Source organism: Castellaniella defragrans 65Phen (assembly GCF_000612685.1).
In the GTDB taxonomy this organism is placed as follows: Bacteria; Pseudomonadota; Gammaproteobacteria; order Burkholderiales; family Burkholderiaceae_B; genus Castellaniella; species Castellaniella defragrans.
Genome location: NZ_HG916765.1, coordinates 2778246 through 2798989, shown reverse-complemented (window position 1 = coordinate 2798989; position 20744 = coordinate 2778246). Strand labels below are relative to the sequence as shown.

Sequence of the window (20744 nt, the reverse complement as noted above, 5' to 3'; positions counted from 1 at the left end):
TCGCGTGCGGTTTTTCCGTGTAGAGGATCCGGCCGCCGGGTGGCGGCTGGTCATCGAAAAACTGATCTGGAAACGAGAAAAATGAAAATCTCTCACTATGTTGGTGTCGCCCTCGGGTGCCTGGCCCTTTCCTTGCCCCTGGTGTCGTCCGCCGAATGGAGCGCGAATCTTGGCGTCGTCTCCTTGTACAAGGACCGCGGAGTCGACCAGGAGGGGCGGGACGACGCGATCCGGCCAGCCCTCCAGGGCGGGCTGGATTATGCCTTCGACAATGGACTGTACGTCGGAAACTGGAACTCCACCGGCCAGTTCGGCAATGCGGGCATGGAGGTGGACCTGTACGCGGGATATCGGCTCGGGTTCGCCCAGGACTGGCTGTTCGATGTGGGCTACGTCCACTACATCTATCCAGGGGACGCCTCGTGGAATGCGGGCGAGATCTACGCGAGCCTCGGTTATCAGAGGCTGACGTTCAAGGTCTATCGCGGCGTGCGGGAAGAGATCAACAAGAACGATATGTACTACCGGCTGACCTATACGCATCCGCTCATGGAGCGGTTGAACTTGACGGCTGGCGTGGGCTACCAGGATTTCGACGCCGCGGACTTGCGGGGGAAGTTCGACTACAGCATCGGCCTGGACTACGCCTTGAATGAATCCGTTTCCCTGTCCGGGACGATCGCCGGGGCCAATCGCAAGAATGATGTGGTGGATCATTCCAGGGATACCCGCTTCATCCTCGGCTTGACCGCCGCTTTCTGAATCGGCGGATGAATCGTTTTCGTTCATCCGCATGGACCGTTCCGCCCCGGGGCGCATTTCCCGCCCCGGGGGCGGCATCGACAGGAGTCATCATGAACAGAGCGGCAACGCTGGCGCGGCAGGATGTGCGCTACCAATTGCATGCCTACACCAACGCGGTTCAGCACCAGGGCATTGGCCCCTGCATCATGGACCGCGGCCACGGCATCCACGTGTACGACACCGGGGGCAAGGAATACATCGAGGGCATGTCCGGGCTGTGGAGCGTGGCGGTGGGCTTCAGCGAGCCGCGCCTGGCGCAGGTGGCCTACGAGCAGATGCAGCGCCTGCCCTTCTACCACACCTTCAGCCACAAATCGAACGTGCCCTCGATCGAGCTGGCCGAGAAGCTGATCGGGCTGACGGGCGGGCGCATGGCCCAGGCCTTCTTCACCAATTCGGGCTCCGAGGCCAACGACACCATCGTCAAGATGGTCTGGTACTACAACAACGCCCTGGGCCGTCCGGACAAGAAGAAGATCATCGCCCGCCAGCGCGGCTACCATGGCGTGACGGTGGCCTCGGCCAGCCTGACGGGTCTGGCGGGCAACCACCGCAGCTTCGACCTGCCGCTGCCGCGCATCCTGCACACGCGCTGCCCGCACTGGTACCGCGAGGGTCTGCCGGGCGAGACCGAGGCGGCGTTCGCCGAGCGGCTGGCCGCCGAGCTGGAGGCGCTGATCCTGGCCGAAGGGCCGGAGACGGTGGCGGCCTTCATCGGCGAGCCGGTGATGGGGGCGGGCGGGGTGGTCGTGCCGCCCGAGGCCTACTGGCCGAAGATGCAGGCGGTGTGCCGCAAGTACGACGTGCTGGTGATCGCCGACGAGGTGATCACCGGCTTCGGGCGCACGGGGCGGATGTTCGCTTCCGAGCTGTACGGCATCGAGCCGGACTTCATGACGCTGTCCAAGCAGCTGACCTCGTCGTACCAGCCCCTGGCGGCGGTGCTGATGAACGAGCGGGTGGCCTCGGTGATCACGCGCCACAGCGGCGAGCTGGGCACCTTCGGCCATGGCTACACGGCCAGCGGCCATCCGGTGGCGGCGGCGGTGGCGCTGGAGAACATCCGCATCATCGAGGAACGCGGGCTGGTGGACAACGCCGCCGCGGCCGGCGCGGTGCTGCAGCGCCGGCTGCGGGAGCTGGGGGATCATCCGCTGGTGGGCGAGGTGCGCGGCGTGGGGCTGATCGCGGCGGTGGAGCTGGTGGCCGACAAGGCGGGCCGTGCGCCGTTCGATCCGCCGGGCCGGGCGGGTGCGCAGGTCGTGCGCCGCGCCCAGGACAACGGCCTGATCCTGCGCGGCATCCAGGACAGCGTGGCCTTCTGCCCGCCGCTGATCATCACCGAGGCGCAGGTCGAGACGCTGGCGGACCGCTTCGCGCGGTCGCTGGAGGAAGAAGCGGCCCGGCTGCCGTGACCCGGCGCGTTGGATCAGGCCGCGGGCTCGTCCGCCGGCGCGCCGCCATCCCGCGCCTGCCCGACCAGCCAGTCGCGGAAATGCACCAGGGCGGGCAGGGTGGCCTTGCGCTCGGGAACGATCAGGTGGAAGGCCCGCTGGCCCGGGCCGCTGTGCGGGTTGAGCACGGCCAGGGTGCCCCGGGCCAGCTCCCGCTGGATCAGGAACGGCGGAATCAGCGTCACGCCCAGCCCGTCGCCCGCCGCCTGGGACAGCATGGAAAACAGCTCCAGCCGCATGCCCGCCATGGCGGCGGGCGCCGCGACGCCGGCCGAGGCGAACCATTCGCGCCAGGCGGTGGGCCGGGTGCTCTGCTGCAGCAGGGGCAGGGCGGCGATGCCGGCGGCGTCCAGCGGCCCGCGCGCCAGTTTCGGGCTGCAGACCGGGACCGGATTCTCGCGCATCAGGAAGTGGGCCTGGGTGCCGGGCCAGCGCGGGTCGCCCGAGTAGATGGCGGCGTCGAACTCGGTGTCCTCGAACAGGAAGGGATGGGTGCGGGTGGACATGTTGACCTGCAGGCCGGGGCGCTCGGCGCGCAGCGCCGCCAGGCGCGGCAGCAGCCAGCGGGTGGCGAAGGTCGGCACCACGGCCAGCTCCAGCACGCCGCCGCCCTGGTGCGCCATGACCGCCTGGGTGTCGCGTTCGAGCGCGTCCAGCTGCCGGCGCACCAGCCGGCTGTAGCGTTCGCCCGCGTCGGTCAGGCGCACGCCCCGGCGCGCGCGCTGGAACAGCGGCACGCCGACCAGGGCTTCGAGGCCCGCGACCTGGCGGCAGATCGCGCCCTGGGTCAGGGACAGTTCCTGGGCGGCGCGGGTGAAGCTCTCGTGCCGCGCGGCGGCCTCGAAGGCCTGCAGGGCCTGGGTGCTGGGCAGTCGTTTGCGCATGTCCGGAGTGATTGAAAGTCACAGATAACGCAGTTTATATCGTTTGTGTCCTGGAAAATATCCCGATAGGATGCGTGAATATCACTCATACAGAACTTTTCTTTTCCGGAGACTCCCATGTCCGCATCCCGTGCCCAGTTCCAATGGCTCGATCCCCTGCTGCTGGACCAGCAGCTCACCGACACCGAGCGCATGGTGCGCGACGCCGCGCGCGCCTATGCCCAGGACCGCCTCCTGCCCCGTGTGCAGGAAGCCTTCCGCCATGAAAAGACCGATCCGGCGATCTTCCGCGAGATGGGCGAACTCGGCCTGCTGGGCGCCACGATTCCCGAGCAGTACGGCGGCGCGGGCATGAACTACGTCTGCTACGGGCTGATCGCCCGCGAGGTGGAGCGGGTGGATTCCGGCTACCGCTCGATGATGAGCGTGCAGAGCTCCCTGGTCATGGTGCCCATCGACGCCTTCGGCACCGCCGCGCAGAAGGAAAAATACCTGCCGAAGCTGGCCTCGGGCGAATGGATCGGCTGCTTCGGCCTGACCGAGCCCGACCACGGCTCGGACCCGGGCTCGATGGCCACGCGGGCGAAGAAAGTGCCGGGCGGCTACAGCCTGACGGGCGCCAAGACCTGGATCACCAACAGTCCGATCGCCGACGTGTTCGTGGTCTGGGCCAAGGACGAGGCCGGCGACATCCGCGGCTTCATCCTGGAAAAGGGCTGGAAGGGCCTGTCGGCGCCGGCCATCCACGGCAAGGTCGGCCTGCGCGCCTCGATCACGGGCGAGATCGTGCTGGACGAGGTCTTCGTGCCGGAAGAAAACATCTTCCCCGACGTGCGCGGCCTGAAGGGGCCTTTCACCTGCCTGAATTCGGCGCGCTACGGCATCGCCTGGGGCGCCCTGGGCGCGGCCGAGGCCTGCTACGAGACCGCGCGCCAGTACGTGCTGGACCGCAAGCAGTTCGGCCGCCCGCTGGCCGCCAACCAGCTCATCCAGAAGAAGCTCGCCGACATGCTGACCGAGATCACCCTGGGCCTGCAGGCCGTGCTGCGCGTCGGCCACCTGAAGGACGAGGGCCAGGCGCCGGTGGAGATCACCTCCATCATCAAGCGCAATTCCTGCGGCAAGGCTCTGGACATCGCCCGCACGGCGCGCGATATGCTGGGCGGCAACGGTATTTCCGACGAATTCTGCATCGCCCGCCACCTGGTCAACCTGGAAGTCGTCAACACCTACGAGGGCACGCATGACGTGCACGCCCTGATCCTGGGGCGCGCCATCACCGGCATCGCCGCCTTCGCCAACTGAGGAGCGCGGCCATGGCGCAAGAGACTCCCGCCGCGCCGGGCCCGGACGGACAGGCCGCCGGCCCGGCCGGGCCCGGCGCCGGATCGGATGCCGGCCTGGGCGCCGGCCTGGGCGCCGCCCCCCGCGGCGCGCTGTCGCACATCCGCGTCCTGGACCTGTCGCGCATTCTCGCCGGCCCCTGGGCCACGCAGATCCTGGGCGACCTGGGCGCGGACGTGATCAAGATCGAGCGCCCCGGGGAGGGCGACGACACGCGCGGCTGGGGGCCGCCGTGGATGCCCGACGACCACGGCGGCGAGTCGCGTGTCGCGGCCTATTACCTGTGCGCCAACCGCAACAAGCGCTCGGTGACGGTGGACATGGCCAGCCCCGAGGGCCAGGACCTGATCCGCCGGCTGGCCCTCCGGTCCGACGTGCTGGTGGAAAACTTCAAGGCGGGCGGGCTGGCGCGCTACGGCCTGGACTACGACAGCCTGCGTGCCATCAACCCGCGCCTGGTGTACTGCTCCATCACGGGGTTCGGCCAGACAGGGCCCTACGCGGCGCGCGCCGGCTACGATTTCCTGATCCAGGGCCTGGGCGGCCTGATGAGCGTCACCGGCCGGCCCGACGGCGAACCGGGCGGCGGGCCGATGAAGGCCGGCGTGGCGCTGACCGACATCCTGACCGGCCTGTACGCGGCCAACGCCATCCAGGCCGCGCTGGCCGCGCGCGAGCGTACGGGCGCCGGCCAGCACGTGGACATGGCGCTGCTGGACGTGCAGGTCGCCTGCCTGGCGAACCAGGCCATGAACTACCTGGCCACCGGCCGCAGCCCCGGGCGGCTGGGCAACGCGCATCCCAGCATCGTGCCCTACCAGGACTTTCCCACGGCCGACGGCCACATGATCCTGGCGATCGGCAACGATGGCCAGTTCGCCCGCTTCTGCGAGGAAGCCGGCCGGCCGGACCTGGCGCGGGACCCCCGCTTCGCCACCAACCGCGCGCGGGTGGAGCACCGCGACGCGCTGATCCCCCTCCTGCGGCACCTGACCACGGCCCGCACCACGGCCGCCTGGGTTGAAGCGCTGGAATCCCAAGCCGTGCCCTGCGGCCCGATCAACGCCATGGAGCAGGTGTTCGACGACGCCCAGGTGCGCGCACGCGGCCTGCGCATCGAGATGCCGCATCCGGAGACCGGCGCGGTGCCGCTGGTGGCGAGCCCCATCCGCCTGTCGGACACCCCGGTGGACTACCGCCTGCCGCCCCCGCCCCTGGGGGCGCACACGGCCGACGTGCTGCAAGAAGTGCTGGGACTGGCGCCGGCCGAAATCGAGGCCCTGCGCGCGCGCGGCGTGGTCTGACCGCGCCTGCCCGGGCGCAAGCCCCACCCTGCGGGGCGAGCCCGGGCGCGGTCCTTTCCCCCGCGGGCCTGGCCGGCGCGGCTCCCGCGTCCCGGCGGGTTTGATCCGTATCAAGGTCCGGGCCCATCGGCGCCCGGATCGCCCCCGCGTTCATCTGAGGTCAATGTTTCCGTCCCTACGATGGAAGCATGGATGGCCGCCGCCCGGCGGCCGGATGAATGGGGGACCTTCCATGAAGCAAGCCTGGAACACGCTCGGCGCCTGCCTGCTGGCCGCGTCGCTGGGCCTGGCCGCCGCGCCGGCCGCGGCCGGCGACGATTGCGACGTGCCCATCGAGCGCTGGCAGACCCGCGAGGCCGTCACCCAGATGGCCCGCCAGAAAGGCTGGAACCTGAAGCGCGTCAAGATCGACGACGGCTGCTACGAGGTCCGCGGCGAGGACGCCCAGGGCCGCGCCTTCAAGGCCAAGCTCGATCCCGCGACGCTGGAAATCGTGAAGATCAAGTACCGCGACCACGACGATCATGACCGCGAACGCCGCCGCGACCGGGACCGCGATCACCGCGATTCACGCAATCCCCGCGATGCGGCGCCAAGCGCCCTGCCGTCCGCCGCCCCGGCGGCCGGGGCGGGCAAGCCGTCCGCCGCGGTGTCCGTCTCCGGCGCCCGGATCGAATGATCCGTCCCCGGCTGAAATTTCCACAGGAGCATAGTCCATGAAAACCTCGCAACCCATGAAGACCTGTTCGATCGCGGCCCTGCTGGCCGCCACCGCCCTGGCCGTTCCCGCCCTGGCGCAGGGCCGCACGGTGACCCTGTCCACGACCCTGAAGAACTACGGCGGCGACGGCGCCTACCTGGCGGTCTACCTGACCGACGCCCAGGGCGCCTACGCGGGCACCCTGTGGGTGGCCGGCGGCAAGGCCAAGTACTACAAGCATCTGAGCGACTGGAACCGGCTGTCGGCCGGGGATGCGGCACGGCTCGACGGCGTGACCGGCGCCAGCGTGGGCGAGGGCCGGACGCTGAAGGTGACCGCCGATCTGGCCGACGCCCTGTTCGACGCCGGCTACGAGATCCGCATCGACGCCGCCGTGGAGGACATGCGCGACAGCCCGTCCGAAATCCGTGTGCCGCTGACCGCGGCCGGCGCCGGCCAGTCCACCGCCGGGCGCCAGTTCATCCAGTCCTTCAGCTATCAGGCGCAGTGATCGTCATGCAATGGCGGCAGATTCATCGCTGGCTGGGCCTGTGGGCCGGCGCCCTGGCCCTGCTGGTCGGTCTCACCGGACTGATCCTGGCTTTCTTCCCGGTGCGCGACACCTGGCGGGCCGTCCAGGCCGAACCCGGCCTGCCGGTGGCGGTCCTGGCGCAGCGGGCGGCGGCCCAGGTGCCCGGGATCGAGGAAATCCGCCGCCTGCCCTCGGGCGACATCGTCGCGTACTCCTTCGACGGCGGCCAGGCACGCGCCAGCCGGATCGACCCCGCCAGCGGTCAGGTGCTGGGTGACTACCAGGCGTCCGCCGTCGAACGCTGGGTGCGCAATCTGCACCGCTCCTTCATGCTGGACGATGCGGGCCGCCTGGGCGCGGCCGGGGTCGCGCTGGCCATGCTGCTGCTGACGCTGTCCGGAACCCTGATGCTGGCCTGGCGCCTGGGCGGCTGGCGCCGCCTCGTGTCCGGCCGCATCCGCGGGACTCCGGTCCAGCGCCTCCACGGGATCGGCGGCCGCGTCCTGGTGCTGGTCCTGGCCCTCTCCTCGCTGACCGCGCTCTACATGAGCGCGACGACCTTCGGCCTGATTCCGGCCGATGCGGACGCGGATCCGGACGCCGTCTCCGCGCCCGGCGAACAGCCCGACCGGACGGCGGACGCCCTGCCGCTGCTGCAGGCCCTGTCGGCCGACGGCCTGCGCAAGCTGAACTTTCCGGCGGCGGACGATCCGGAGGACGTCTGGACCGTGTCCACCGACGCCGGCGACGGCTGGATCGACCGGCGCAGCGGCCACGTGCTGGCCTGGCAGCCGGCCCCCGCCGCGCGCGTCCTCTACGACTGGGTCTACGCCCTGCACACCGGCCAGGGCCTGTGGGCCTGGGCGCTGATCCTGGGTCTGGCGGGCCTGTGCATTCCGGTGTTCTGGATCACCGGGTTCCTGATCTGGCGGCAGGGCAGGGCCCAGGCGCCGCGTCTGGAAAACAACGGGCCGGCGCGGCGGGCCGACATGCTGATCTTCGTGGCCAGCGAGGGCGGCACGACCTGGGGTTTCGCCAAGGCGCTGCACGACGCCCTGGCGCGCAACGGCCATGCGGTGCACACCGCGCCGCTGGAACAATTCCAGGCGCCCGGATCGGCCCGCCAGATATTCATCCTGGCCGCGACCTACGGGGATGGCCAGGCTCCGGCGCATGCCGCCCGGGCGCTGGAGCGGATCGCCGGCCAGACGGCCGGGACCGCGCCGGTGACGGTGCTGGGCTTCGGCGACCGCCAGTTCCCGGCCTTCTGCGGCTACGCCGAGGCGCTGGAGCGTGCCCTGCGGGATGCCGGCTGGCCGCAAACCCTGCCGCTGGAATGCATCCACCAGCAGTCGGCGCAGCAGTTCGGCCGCTGGGGCGCGGCCTTGTCCGAAGCCCTGGGCGAGGCGCTGGTGCTGGACTACGTGCCGCGCATTCCGCCGACCTTTTCCCTGGAACTGGCGCAACGGCTGGATTATGCGGGCGGCGCCGCCGGCCCGGCCGCCATCCTGCGCCTGCGCTGGCGGGACGATGGCCCGCTGGCGCGGCTGCGGGGCCGCGGCATGCCGCATTTCAAGGCGGGCGACCTGGTGGGCATCGTGCCGCCCGGCAGCCCGGTGCCCCGCTACTATTCCCTGGCCTCGGGATTTCACGACGGCTTCGTGGAAATCTGCGTGCGGCGGATGCCTGGCGGAGTCTGTTCCGGCTTCCTGCACGGCCTGCAGCCCGGCGATCCTGTCCAGGCCTTCATCAAGCCCAATCCGGGCTTCACCCTGGATGCCGCGCGCCGTCCCGTCGTGCTGATCGGCGCGGGTACCGGCGTCGCTCCCCTGGCGGGCTTCATCCGCGACAACGTCCGCAAGACGCCCATGTTCCTGTATTTCGGGGCGCGCAATCCGGACGAGGATTTCTATTTCGGCGCCGCCTTGCGCCGCTGGCTGGACGAAGGGCGGCTGTCCGCGCTGCGCACGGCCTTTTCCAGGATCAAGGAGGGCGGCGGCTACGTGCAGGACGCCCTGCGCCGCGATGCGGACCGCCTGCGGGCGCTGGTGGCCCAGGGCGCCGTGCTGCGCGTCTGCGGCAGCCGGCCCATGGCGGCCGGGGTCGCCGAGGCGCTGGACGAGATCCTGCGCCCGCTCGGCCTGGACGTGCGGGGACTGCGGGAAAGGGGACGCTATGCCGAAGACGTATTCTGATCCGGCGGCCGCCGCGCCCGCCGTCCGGCCCGCAGCGGCGCGCGGCGCGGCGCCGCCCGCCCGCCCCGCGCCGACCGCGTTTTCCGAATCCACCCTGAGCGGTCCGGCCATGGGTACGCGCTGGTCGGCGCGCTATCAGGCGCAGCCGGACTTCGACCATGGGGCGCTGTCGCGCGGCCTGGCGCGGGTCGTGGAATCGGTGGATGCGCAGATGTCGCCCTGGAAGCCGGACAGCGACCTGATGCGCCTGAACCGGGCCGAGCCGGGGCACTGGGTGACGCTGCCGGAGGCCGTGCTCGAAGTGCTGGCGCGGGCGCTGGACATCGGCACGCTGAGCGGCGGCGCCTATGACGTCGCCGTCGGCGGCCTGGTCGATGCCTGGGGGTTCGGCGCGGCGGCGGACACGCCCGATCCGGCCGCCATCCGGCACGCCGCCGCGGACCATCGTCCCGCCCATCTCTGGCTGGACCTCGACCGGGAGCAGGGCCGCGCGCGCAAGCGGGCGCCCCTGACCCTGGACCTGTGCGGGATCGCCAAGGGCTACGCCGTGGACCGGATGGCCCAGGTCATGGCCCTGCATGGCGTGGGCCACGCCCTGGTCGGCCTGGACGGCGAACTGCGGGCCTGCGGCGCCCGCGCCAACGGCCGGCCCTGGGCCGTGGCCCTGGAAAGCCCGCAGGAGGGACGCCGCGCGGCGCACGGGGTGATCGAACTGGCCGACCTGTCGGTGGCGACCTCGGGCGATTACCGCCGCTGGGTCCGGATCGGCGGCGAACGCCTGGCGCACACCATGGATGGCCGCCGGGCGGCGCCGGTGCGCAATCCGGTGGCCTCCGTCACGGTGCTGGCGGCCGAGTGCATGGACGCCGACGCCTGGGCCACGGCCCTGCTGGTGGCGGGGCCGGACGAAGGACCGGCCCTGGCGCGGCGCATGGGACTGGATGCCTTGTTCCTGCTGCGCCGCGGCGGCCGGCTGGTGGAGTTCGGGCTGGGCCGCTTCGCGTCTTAGGGCGGGCGGGCCCCGGAACGCCGGGTCATCGAGGCGATTATGACTATTTTGTCATTGCATATAACTGTAATTCAGTTGACTTCCATTAAGGATGCGGATGGTCTTTTCCGTTAAATTTTTGACATATAGCTTCACGCTTCAAACTCCACGGGCATGCAGGGGATCGCGCTCGTGACCTCAGAATCCTCCATGCTCCGCTCGCTCCGGCCGTCCGCTTCTCCCTTTTTCTCCCGCGTTCTGCTGATCTCCGGCGGGCTCGCCTCGGCGGGCCTGCTCATGGTCGTGCCGGCGCTCTGCCGCGGGACGCCGTATCTGTGGCTGGCGATCCTGCCGGCCTGCGGCTTCCTGGCGCTGTTCGTGTTGCGGGAACGGGCGCGCGAGGCATGCTGCGCGAAGTTCGCCGCCCTGCGCGCGCGCAACGACCGCCAGCGCAAGCGCGTCCACTACCTGCGCGGCCAGGCCCGGATCCTGCGCGCCATCTCCCGGCGCCGTCCGCTCGACGAATCCATGAGCATCCTGTGCCGCTTCGTGGAGGACCGGATCCCGGGGGCGCGGTGCTCGGTCCTGATGCTGGGCCCCGAGGGCAGGACGGTGGGGAAGTCCGTCGCTCCCGGCCTGCCCGAGCGCTACAACCAGGCCCTGCTGGGGCTGGAGATCGGCCCCACGGTGGGCTCGTGCGGCGCCGCCATGCATCTGCGCCAGCCGGTGTTCATCGAAGACATCCTGCGCCATCCGAACTGGGCGCCGTTCCGCGACCTGGTGCTGACCACGGGGATGCGGGCCTGCTGGTCCAGCCCGATCCTGGACGACGATGGCCAGGCCATGGGGGCCTTCGCGGTCTACAACGAGCAGCCCCGCCTGCCGGCCCGCGGCGAGCGCCTGACCATCCACGCCGCGGTCGAGATGGCGCGGGTCGCCGTCAACATGGCGACCGTGTACCGCCAGCTCATGCACCAGTCGCTGCGCGACGAACTGACCGGGCTGGCGAACCGCCGGGGCATGAAGGACTGGCTCACGCGGCGCCTGGAGGCGGGCGGCCGGGTGGGGGTGCTCCTGCTGGACCTGGACGATTTCAAGCCGGTCAACGACACCTTCGGCCACGATGGGGGCGACAAGGTGCTGCGCGTGGTGGCCGGGCGGCTGCGGGACCTGGTGGGCCGCGACGCGATCGCCTCCCGCCTCGGCGGGGACGAGTTCACCCTGGGCGTGCCGACGGCCGATCCCGCCGCCCTGGAAGACATCGCCCGGCGGGTCATCGAAGCGGTCGGCCGGCCCGTTTCCATCGACCGGCGGCACCGGGCGCAGGTCCGCTGCAGCATCGGCATCGCCCGCCACCCCGAAGACGGCGAGACGGTCGAGGAACTGATGACGCATGCCGACCGGGCCATGTACGAGGCGAAGAAATCCGGCAAGAACCGGTATCGCCGCTGGAGCGGCCCGGCCGGGGACGGGGCGGAAATGTCCGCATGACGGGGCGGGCCGAGGCCCGCTTGAAGCAGGCGGTCGCGCGCAACGGCGGACGGCCCGACGGGGTGCTGGCGCGCAACGACGTCCTGGCGGCCTCCCCTGCGCGCGCCGTTCTGTTCGTCCCCGGGGCGTCTTTTGGGGAATCCTCAGCCGAAGACGTCGATCGCCTTGCGGATGACGACGAACAGGGCCACCAGGAAACCGGTGCCCAGCAGGATGATGCCGGGATTCCGGTCGCGGAAACCGAAGCCGATGAACATGGCGATGATCCCCAGGATGAAGAGGACCAGGAGCAGGTTGCTGTGGAAGAACATGGCGTCGCGCTCGATGGGGGCTGATGGGGGGATCATAGGCAATTCGGGGCGCGCCGGTGTTGAGGCAGGACAATGCGGGCTCAGTCGAAGGGCCGGCCTTCGCCCGCTTCCTCGTGGGTGGCGCCGTCGCGGATGCGGTAGATCCGCTTGAAGGTGGGGATGATCTTTTCGTCGTGCGTCACCACGATGATGGCCGTCCGGTACTGCCGCGCCATGTGGTGCAGGATGCGCACGACCGCCATGGCGCGCTCGCTGTCCAGCGGCGCCGTCGGCTCGTCGGCCAGGATGACCGGCGGGCGGTTGACCAGCCCGCGCGCGATGGCGACCCGCTGCTGTTCGCCGCCGGACAGCTGCGGGGGCATGGCCTGGGCGCGGTGTCCGACTTCCAGCGAGGCCAGCACTTCCAGCGCGCGGGCGCGGGCCTCGCGCTTGCCCGCGCCCGCCAGCATCGGCAGCAGGGCCACGTTGTCGGTGACGTCCAGGAACGGGATCAGGTAGGGTGCCTGGAAGATGAAGCCGATCCGGTCGCGGCGCAGCGCGCGCAGGTCCTTCACCCGCCAGCCCTCGTCGTAGATGAGCTCGCCGCCCAGCGTCATGCGCCCGCCGGTCGGGTCGATCACGGCGCCCAGGCACTTCAGCAGCGTGCTCTTGCCCGAGCCCGAGGGGCCGATCAGGCCGACGACCTCGCCGGGCGCGACCGACATGTTGACGTCGCGCAGGGCCAGCACGGCCGTGTCGCCCTGGCCATAGCGCTTGCTCAGGCCCTCGATCAGGATGCCGGAACCGGTCATGGCGTTCATCCGATGGCGTTGGCGGGATCGACCCGCAGGGCGATGCGGATGGCCACCAGGCTGGCCAGGGCGCAGATCAGCAGGATGGCGGCCAGGCCCGCGATGGAATCGGCCGGCGTCAGCAGCACGTACTTGGGGAAGACGGGGGCGGAGAACGTCGCCGCGATCTTGCCCACCATGAAGCCGATCAGGCCCAGGGCCAGGGACTGCTGCAGGATCATGCCGGCGATGGTGCGGTTGCGCGTGCCGATCAGCTTGAGCACGGCGATCTCGCGGATCTTGTCCATGGTCAGGGTGTAGATGATGAAGGCCACGATGGCCGCGCTGACCAGGGCCAGTATGGCCAGGAACATGCCGATCTGCCGCGCCGACGAGGCCACCAGCTTGTCCACCAGGATGGTTTCCATCTGGGCGCGCGTGTAGACGGACAGGCGCGTCCAGCGCTGGATGCGGGCGGCGGCCTCGGCGGCGTCCGCGCCCGGAGCCAGCGTCACCAGGACGGCGTTGACGTAGGGATTGGCCGCCTGGCTGTCGAGCACGGCCCGCAGGGCCGAATCGTTGCCGGGCCGGTTCAGCCCGGGATTGGCGGCGGCGCGCCGGCGGCTCTGCCGGATGGCGTCGTTGTCCTTCTGGAATTGCGCCTGCTGCGCGTCCTTCAGGGGGATGAAGACCATCGGGTCGCCGCTGGAGGACACCGTGCGCCGGGTCAGGCCGACGATGGCGTATTCGTGGCGGCGGATGGTGATCCGGTCGCCCAGGGCGAAGCCGGCCGCCACGTCCGCCACGGCCTCGTAGTGGCCCAGGACGATCTGGCGGCCGGCCACCAGGCCGGGCGGCCAGCCCGGCGTCGCGCCCGGCGTGCCCGGGGCCACGCCCACCACCATGATGCGCACGTCGCGGCCGCGATGGTGCGCCTGCATGGTCAGGTAGGTGACGTTGGCCGCCTGGTCCACGCCCTCCAGCCCCAGGATGGCGCGGTAGGCGTCGTCGGGCAGGCTGGAGTTCTCGGCATAGGGTCCCTGGGTGTCTTTCTGCACGACCCACAGGTCGGCGCCGCTGTTGTCCAGCAGGGCCCGCGCATCGGCCACCAGGCCCCGGTAGACGCCCGCCATGATCAGCGTGACGCCGATCAGCAGCCCCAGGCCGATGCCGGTGAAGAGGAATTTCCCCCAGGCATGCAGGATGTCGCGTCCGGCCAGGCTGATCATGCCGCTGGCTCCGCCTGCGCCGGACCGGTGGCGCGGACCCGGCTGCGGGCGGTCAGCGGGCTGGCGCTGTGGACGATGACGAGATCGCCGGCGTTCAGTCCGTCCAGCACCTGGACCATGCCCCGGGCGTCGGCGGCGCCGACGCGGATGGGGACGAAGACCGGCCGCCCGTCCTGGATGCGCCAGACGCCGGGCCGTCCGTCCTGGTGGCGGAGGGCGGCGTTGGAGACGACGGGGCCCGGCGGGGTGGGCGGCAGTTCCACCGTGGTTTCGGCCAGCTCGCCCAGGGCGGGCGGCGGCGCGGGCGGGGCGTCGAAGGCGATCTTGGCCAGCAGTTCCTCGGTGATGGCGTCGGCGACCGGCTCGATGCGGACGATCCGGCCCTCGACCGGCTCCCGCCCGCGGGAGCGCAGCACGATCCGGGCCGCCAGCCCGGCGGACAGGCCGGCGGAGCCGGCCTGGTCGAAGCGCGCGTCGATCCAGAGCGCGCCGGGCGCGATCACCTGGACGATGGCCTGCCCGGCCATCAGGATCGTGCCCGGGTCCGCGTCGCGGGTGAGGACGAAGCCGTCGATGGGCGAGACCAGCGCCAGGTTGCGCCGCTGCGCGCGCAGCGCGGCCAGTTCGGCCTGCAGCCGTTCGGCCTCCCGCGTGGCGGCCTCCAGGGCGGCCTGCGCCAGTTTCAGCTCGTGGCGCTTGTCGCTGGCGGTCTCCTCGCTGATGGCCGAGGCCTTCAGCAGCGTTTCGTAGCGGCGCAGCTGGACTTCGGCCCGGTCCTGGCGGATGCCCGATTCCCGCGCCAGCACGCGCGCGCGGGACAGCGCCGCCACCTGGGCCTGGATGCGGTCGTCGAGGTCCACGGGATCGATCTCGCCCAGCACCTGGCCGGCCCGCACGGCATCGCCCACTTCCACGTCCAGCCGCAGCAGCCGGCCCGTCAGGGCCGGGCCGATCCGGTGGATCTGGCGGGCCTCGACGGTGCCGATGCCGAAGCGCACCGGACGGATGGAGGCTTCCTCAACCCGGGCCGTGGTGACCGGGATGCGGGCCAGCGGCCCGGATTGCAGGGCGACGTACAGGAACAGCCCCAGCAGGACCAGGGCCAGCGCGGCCAGCAGCACGCGTTTCCTGTCGATGCGCGGGGCTTTCATGGGCGGGCTCCGATGCCCTGGAGGAACAGGGCGAACAGGGCGGGCGCCTGGCGCTTCATGCGCCGGATGTCGCCGGCCAGCATGGACTGGATCACCAGGCCCTGGATCATGCCCACGAACAGTACCGGCAGGGCGTCCGCATCCGGCGTGTCCTGCAATTCCCCCCGGTCGATGCCGCGGCGGACCTGCTCCAGCAGCCGTTCGCGGTAGTGCTCCAGCAGGGCCAGCACGCGGGTCTTCGCGGGCGTCTCCCGGTCGTGCTGCAGTTCGGCGAACAGGATGCGCGGCACGCCCGGGTGGCTGGCGATGAAATCCACGTGGGCGTGGAACATGGCCTCCAGCGCCGCCCGCGGGCCGACGGCCCGCGCGGCGGCCGCGTCGATGCGCGCCAGCAGCGTCTCGCTGGTGTGGGCCATCACCGCGTCCCAGATGGCTTCCTTGCTGGGGAAATGCCGGAACAGCGCGCCCTGGGTGAGCCGCATGTGCTGGGCGATGGCGGCCGTCGTGATGTCGGCCGGGTTGCGGTCGGCGGCCAGCTCGATGACCGCCCGCACGGTGGCCGCCCGCCGTTCGTCCGCCGGCAGGTGTTTCGGAGTGGATTGCGGCATCCCGTTTCTCGCAAAGAGAGTAATTGATTACTATCTTATCACGGGAAGCGCGGAGTGGCGATGGTCCCGTCTGCCGCGCGGACGCGCCGCGGACCGGAATCAGCCGCGGAACACGTCGTCCAGGGTGTCGTCCAGGGGAGCCCCGGCCCCGCCGGTGCTCAATGCACCCTGCGCATCACCGCGCGGGCCTTTGATCCGTCAGGTATTCCTGCAGGCGGTTCAGCACGGTGCAGGGTTCGCGGAAGTTCCACTCCGGCCCGGTTTCTGGCCTGCCCAGGAAATGGCCCTGGGCGGCCTGGGCGCCGGCGTATCGCACCAGGTGCAGGTCGTCGGGGCTTTCCACCCCTTCGATGACGACGCAGGGACTGCGATGGGCGCAGGCCCGCGTGACCCATTTCAGGGTTTCCCGTCCGGCGGGGCCCTGGCGCGCCTGCCGCAGCAGGGACTGGTCGATCTTCACGGCGTCGTAGCGTGCGCCGTTCAGGGCCGACAGTTCGGCGTGTCCGCTGCCCATGTCGTCCAGCACGATGCGCACCCCGGTGTCCTGCAGTTCGCGCATCAGCCGCAGGGCGGATCCCGGGTGGGCGATGGGCTGGTTTCGGTCAGTTCGATCAGCAGGCGCGATGCCACGGCGCGCCGGCCGCACAGGTAGCGGACCAATTCGCGCCACCAGGCGTTGGGCCGCAGGGTCAGCGCCGAAATGTTGCACGCCAGTTCACGGTCGGGATGGATTTCCAGCAGGCCGATGACGGTCCACAGGACGCTCCAGTCCAGCCGCCCGATCAGCCCCTGGCGCTCCAGCGCCTGGATGGCGGCGGCGGGGGATTCCGCGGGATCCTCCGCCCGGCGCAGCAGCGCTTCCTGGTACAGGCAGGCGCCGTCCCCGGGATCGATCCGCAGGACCGGCTGGAATGCCAGCTGCAGCTGTCCGGCGCGCAATTCGTCCAGCCAGCGCGCGCACAGCGCGATGTCGTTGCGCAGGAGCGGGGTGGCCTGGCAGGGGGCGAACGCCGGATCGGGATCGAGGGGGTCGAGGCTGTCCTGGGGCACTTCGTGCAGGCTCAGGCCCGACAGGGCGATGTGCAGGAGCGGATAGAAACGGTCGTCCCCGCAATCGATGGGCGCGTCGCCCAGGTCGGCGCACAGCGTGCGCCAGAACTGATCGGCCAGGGAGACCGAGTACACGCTGAACGGCCAGATGCCGGCCAGATCGACTTCGATGGCATTGCCCGCGAACCGGATGGATCCGCGCGGGACGCGCGCCGTGATCAGGTGATCGCGCAGCGCCCGCATCACCTGCGCGGGCGGGCCGCCGCCGCGGGCCTGGGCCAGCTGGTGCAGGTTGCCGACCCGGATCTGCGCCCGCGCGCCGCTCATCACCGGGGAATCCAGCGGGGAGCGGGCCGTGCCGCCGCTCTCCATGTGTTCAAAAGGGTTCCCTTTTGAAAGTTCTTGGCATGAAGAAACGATGTTTTTTGGCAACATATAGAGAAAACAATTGTCGATTTGGTGCATCCAGGAAAATTAAATAGAAACTATTTAGGTTTCAAATAATTATCCGATCGACCCGTGTCGGAATGAGGCCCTTCGCCCCATCATCGGGATGGGCGCCGGGTCGCCGTTGGCGGAAAGAAACTTTTTCTCATAAGTGGCGCCGCTGTCCCGGCCCGTGCTGCCCTATAGTTCGCCCGCTTTCTGCTGGACGGGAAGGCGAATGGAAGTCAAGGTAGCGAGTCATGGCGATCGGCAAGACGCAGGGCGCGGGTGCGGCCCGCAGGGTGTTCGGCTATGCCCGGGTATCGACCGACGAGCAGCACATGGGCCTGCAGATGCGCGCGCTGAGGAATGCGGGCTGTGACCCGATCTTCGTGGATCGCGGGGTGTCGGGCGCGACGATGCGCCGGGAAGGTCTGGATCGGCTGCTGCGCTCGCTGCGCGCCGGCGACCGGCTGGTGGTCTGGCGGCTGGACCGCCTGGGGCACTCGCTGTCGGGGCTGATCCAGCTGCTGGACAGCCTGGGAGAGCGGCACATCGGCTTCTGTTCCCTGTGCGAGCAGATCGACATCGGCACGCCCGGCGGCAAGCTGGTGTTCCACATGATGGCGGCGCTGGCCGAATTCGAGCGTGCCCTGATCAGCGAACGGACCCGGGCGGGGATGGCGGCGGCGCGGGCGCGGGGCCAGCGCATCGGCCGCCCGCCTTCGCTGACGCCGCAGCAGCGCCTGGCGGCCCGGGCGCTGCTCGACCAGGGCCAGCCGGCGGCGCGGGTCGCCGATCAGTTCGGCGTGTCGGTCGCCACGCTGAGGCGGCTGGCCGCTTCCCCTTCGGTGTAGCCGGCCGTCCGCCCGGCGCACCGTCTCAGCCCAGCAGGTCCAGGGCGTGCCGGGCGGCGATCCATTCCTCGTTGGTGGGCTCCATGGCGACCCGTACGGCGCTGTCCGGCGTCGACAGCGTCGTGGCCTGGGCCGCGTTGGCCTCCGGGTCCAGCGCCACGCCCAGCCAGGCCAGGCCTTCGCAGACGCGCCGGCGCAGCTCGACGCTGTGCTCGCCGATCCCCGCGGTGAAGACCAGCATGTCCAGTCCGCCCAGCACCGCCGTCAGCGCGCCGATCTCGCGCACGATGCGGCGCACGTACAGGTCCAGCGCGAGGCGCGCGCGGGGCGCGCGGGCCTCGGCGGCCAGCAGGTCGCGCGGGTCGGGCGAGATGCCCGAGACGCCCTTGAGGCCGGATTCGTGGTACAGGATGCGGCCGACTTCCTCCAGGCTGAGCCGCTCGATCTCCATCAGGTAGAGCACGGCGCCCGGGTCCAGCGAGCCGGTGCGGGTGCCCATCATCAGGCCGTCCAGCGCGGAAAACCCCATGGTGGTGGCCTGGCTGCGCAGGTCGCGCAGGGCGCACAGGCTGGCGCCGCTGCCCAGGTGGGCGGCGATGACGCGGCCGCGCGCCCGGTCGCCGTGGCGCTCGGGCAGGGCGATGGACAGGTATTCGTAGGACAGGCCGTGGAAGCCGTAGCGGCGCAGGCCGCGTTCCCAGGCGTCGTAGGGCAGCGGCAGCATCTGCTCGACCTGCGGCACGGTATGGTGGAAGGCGGTGTCGAAGCAGGCGATCTGGGGCAGGCCGGGCCGTTCGCTCAGCAGGATGTCGATGGCCTCCAGCGCGAAGGGCTGGTGCAGCGGCGCCAGGGGGACGTAGCCGCGCAGATCCTCCAGGACGCCGGCGTCGATGCGCACCGGCGCGAAGTACTTGCTGCCGCCGTGAACGACGCGGTGGGCGACGGCCACCAGGCGCCCGTCGCCCAGCCGGGCGTGCACGCGCCGCAGGATCAGGTCCAGGGCGCAGCGGTAGGGCGCCTGGGGATCCAGCCGGACGGCGAACGGCGCCACGCCGGTCTCGCCGAAGTCGGGCCGCTCGCCGCCGATGCCCTGGACCTTGCCGTTCCAGGCCGGGCGGCGCGGCAGCGGATCGGCCGAGGTGTCGAACAGCGCGAACTTGATGCTCGAGGAGCCGCAGTTCAGCACCAGGATCAGGGCTTGCCCGGACGTGGAGGTCTGGCCGATGGTCATAGGGGGGTGCTCCGGTAGTGGCGCGCCAGCAGCAGGGCCAGGGCGCACGAGGCGATGCGGGATTCGTAGGTGTCGGACCGGCTGGTCAGGATGATGGGCACGCGGGCGCCCAGCACCAGGCCGGCGCTGGCGGCATCGCCCAGGTACATCAGCTGCTTGGCCAGCATGTTGCCGCTTTCCAGGTCGGGCGTCACCAGGATGTCGGCCAGGCCGGCGACTTCCGAGCGGATGCCCTTGACGTGGGCGGCCGCCAGCGACACGGCGTTGTCGAAGGCCAGCGGCCCGTCCAGGCGCCCGCCGGTGATCTGGCCGCGGTCGGCCATCTTGCACAGGGCGGCGGCGTCCAGCGTGGCGGGCATGGCGGCGCTGACCGTTTCCACCGCGGCCAGGATGGCCACGCGCGGTTCGGCCACGCCGATCGCGTGGGCCAGGTCGATGGCGTTGCGGATGATGTCGGCCTTCTGGTCCAGGGTGGGGGCGATGTTGATCGCGGCGTCGGTGATGATGAAGGGGCGCGGGTAGCGCGGCGTCTGCATCAGGTAGCAGTGGCTGACGCGGCGCTTGGTGCGCAGGCCGTCGCCGGCCACCACGGCCGCCATCAGTTCGTCGGTGTGCAGGCTGCCCTTCATCAGGGCTTCGACCTCGCCGGCGCGGGCCAGCGCCACGGCCTGGCCGGCGGCCGCGTGGCTGTGGGGCACGTCGCGGATGTCCAGGCCGTCGAGCGTGGCGCCCAGGGCCTGCGCGGTCCGTTCGAGCCGGGCGCGCGGGGCGACCAGGATCGGGTCGATCAGGCCTTCCCGCCGCGCATCCAGGGCGGCCCGCAGGCTGATCTCGTCGCAGGAATGCACCACCGCCACCCGGATCGGCTCCAGGCCGCGCACGTGGGCGAGCAGCGTGTGCAGGCCGCCGTGGGCGGGATCCTGGATGTGGATCTCGGGCAGCGTGGTGCGGGCGCACTCGATGGATTCCAGCGGCGCCTGCACCAGCGCCTCGCCCTCGATGGCGACCGTGCCGTCGGGCAGGGTGCAGGCGCAGGCCAGGCGCACGTGCCGGTGCTGCGGTTCGAGCGCCGTGATCCGGACCTCGACGGCCACGGTGTCGCCGACCCGGACGGGCGCCCGGAACGTCAGGCTCTGGCTCAGGTAGAGGGTGCCCGGGCCGGGCAGCTGCGTGCCCAGCACGGCGGAAATCAGCGAGGCGCCCCACATGCCGTGGGCGATGATGCCCTGGAAGGGCGTGTGGGCGGCGTAGTCCGGATCCAGGTGCTGTGGGTTGACGTCGCCCGAGACCGCGGCGAACAGCTGGATGTCGCGCAGGCCCAGGGTGCGTTCGATGCGCGCGCGGTCGCCCACGGCCAGTTCGTCGAAGGTGCGGTTGCGCAGGGGCGCGAGGGAAGAGGAATCGCTCATGGGGTG

18 protein-coding genes and 1 pseudogene are annotated in these 20744 nt (G+C 70.9%); 10 read left to right on the top strand and 9 right to left on the bottom strand.

Annotated elements, in window-relative coordinates; all coding sequences use genetic code 11:
* Positions 1-81: 81 nt before the first annotated feature.
* Positions 82-762 (top strand): TorF family putative porin, encoded by a 681-nt coding sequence (locus BN940_RS12510; protein WP_043683553.1) that lies wholly within the window; start codon positions 82-84, stop codon positions 760-762.
* Positions 763-854: 92 nt separating this feature from the next.
* Complete coding sequence (locus BN940_RS12505; RefSeq protein WP_043683550.1) at positions 855-2219, top strand: aspartate aminotransferase family protein; 1365 nt, start codon at positions 855-857, stop codon at positions 2217-2219.
* 14 nt (positions 2220-2233) lie between these two features.
* Here BN940_RS12505 and BN940_RS12500 read toward each other — a convergent pair whose 3' ends face one another.
* Positions 2234-3142 (bottom strand): LysR substrate-binding domain-containing protein, encoded by a 909-nt coding sequence (locus BN940_RS12500; protein ID WP_043683547.1) that lies wholly within the window; start codon positions 3140-3142, stop codon positions 2234-2236.
* Positions 3143-3259: 117 nt separating this feature from the next.
* Between BN940_RS12500 and BN940_RS12495 the strand changes: the two genes are divergently transcribed.
* The 7 genes from BN940_RS12495 to BN940_RS12465 all read left to right on the top strand — a co-directional run bounded on the left by BN940_RS12495 (position 3260) and on the right by BN940_RS12465 (position 11696).
* Complete coding sequence (locus BN940_RS12495) at positions 3260-4447, top strand: acyl-CoA dehydrogenase (RefSeq protein WP_043683543.1); 1188 nt, start codon at positions 3260-3262, stop codon at positions 4445-4447.
* An 11-nt stretch (positions 4448-4458) separates the two neighbouring features.
* Positions 4459-5790, top strand: a complete 1332-nt coding sequence (locus BN940_RS12490; RefSeq protein WP_084330671.1) for a CaiB/BaiF CoA transferase family protein — start codon at positions 4459-4461, stop codon at positions 5788-5790.
* A gap of 232 nt (positions 5791-6022) precedes the next feature.
* Positions 6023-6469, top strand: coding sequence for a PepSY domain-containing protein (locus tag BN940_RS12485; protein ID WP_043683540.1), 447 nt, complete (start codon positions 6023-6025; stop codon positions 6467-6469).
* A 55-nt stretch (positions 6470-6524) separates the two neighbouring features.
* The gene (locus tag BN940_RS12480; protein ID WP_043683537.1) at positions 6525-7001 is read left to right on the top strand and encodes a DUF2271 domain-containing protein; all 477 of its coding nucleotides are present in this window, start codon (positions 6525-6527) and stop codon (positions 6999-7001) included.
* Positions 7002-7006: 5 nt separating this feature from the next.
* Complete coding sequence (locus BN940_RS12475) at positions 7007-9217, top strand: PepSY domain-containing protein (RefSeq protein WP_043687114.1); 2211 nt, start codon at positions 7007-7009, stop codon at positions 9215-9217.
* A complete protein-coding gene (locus BN940_RS12470; protein WP_084330670.1) occupies positions 9198-10226 on the top strand; it encodes an FAD:protein FMN transferase in 1029 nt (342 codons plus the stop codon). Before BN940_RS12475 ends, BN940_RS12470 begins: the two co-directional genes overlap by 20 nt.
* A 189-nt stretch (positions 10227-10415) precedes the next feature.
* Entirely contained in the window at positions 10416-11696 is a 1281-nt protein-coding gene (locus BN940_RS12465; RefSeq protein WP_158386297.1) for a sensor domain-containing diguanylate cyclase, read from the top strand.
* A gap of 143 nt (positions 11697-11839) precedes the next feature.
* Here BN940_RS12465 and BN940_RS19020 read toward each other — a convergent pair whose 3' ends face one another.
* The 6 genes and pseudogenes from BN940_RS19020 to BN940_RS19890 form a co-directional block, all read right to left on the bottom strand.
* Positions 11840-12043 carry a hypothetical protein gene (locus BN940_RS19020; protein ID WP_148304956.1) on the bottom strand — a complete coding sequence of 68 codons (204 nt, stop codon included), beginning with the start codon at positions 12041-12043 and terminating at the stop codon, positions 11840-11842.
* A 44-nt stretch (positions 12044-12087) separates the two neighbouring features.
* Positions 12088-12798, bottom strand: coding sequence for an ABC transporter ATP-binding protein (locus BN940_RS12460; protein WP_043683534.1), 711 nt, complete (start codon positions 12796-12798; stop codon positions 12088-12090).
* A gap of 5 nt (positions 12799-12803) precedes the next feature.
* Positions 12804-14006, bottom strand: a complete 1203-nt coding sequence (locus BN940_RS12455; RefSeq protein ID WP_043683532.1) for an ABC transporter permease — start codon at positions 14004-14006, stop codon at positions 12804-12806.
* The gene (locus BN940_RS12450; RefSeq protein ID WP_043683529.1) at positions 14003-15157 is read right to left on the bottom strand and encodes an efflux RND transporter periplasmic adaptor subunit; all 1155 of its coding nucleotides are present in this window, start codon (positions 15155-15157) and stop codon (positions 14003-14005) included. Before BN940_RS12450 ends, BN940_RS12455 begins: the two co-directional genes overlap by 4 nt.
* Positions 15154-15765, bottom strand: coding sequence for a TetR/AcrR family transcriptional regulator (locus tag BN940_RS12445; protein WP_043683526.1), 612 nt, complete (start codon positions 15763-15765; stop codon positions 15154-15156). Before BN940_RS12445 ends, BN940_RS12450 begins: the two co-directional genes overlap by 4 nt.
* A gap of 175 nt (positions 15766-15940) precedes the next feature.
* A pseudogene (locus BN940_RS19890) lies at positions 15941-17058 on the bottom strand (EAL domain-containing protein).
* A 443-nt stretch (positions 17059-17501) separates the two neighbouring features.
* Between BN940_RS19890 and BN940_RS12435 the strand changes: the two are divergent.
* Positions 17502-18098, top strand: coding sequence for a recombinase family protein (locus BN940_RS12435; RefSeq protein ID WP_052355829.1), 597 nt, complete (start codon positions 17502-17504; stop codon positions 18096-18098).
* Positions 18099-18123: 25 nt separating this feature from the next.
* Here the strand turns inward: BN940_RS12435 and BN940_RS12430 are convergent, their stop codons facing one another.
* Together BN940_RS12430 and BN940_RS12425 are read right to left on the bottom strand one after the other, a co-directional pair.
* A complete protein-coding gene (locus tag BN940_RS12430; RefSeq protein WP_043683525.1) occupies positions 18124-19329 on the bottom strand; it encodes an acetate/propionate family kinase in 1206 nt (401 codons plus the stop codon).
* Complete coding sequence (locus tag BN940_RS12425) at positions 19326-20738, bottom strand: bifunctional enoyl-CoA hydratase/phosphate acetyltransferase (RefSeq protein ID WP_043683522.1); 1413 nt, start codon at positions 20736-20738, stop codon at positions 19326-19328. The genes BN940_RS12430 and BN940_RS12425 overlap by 4 nt, the downstream gene beginning before the upstream one ends.
* Positions 20739-20744 lie beyond the last annotated feature (6 nt).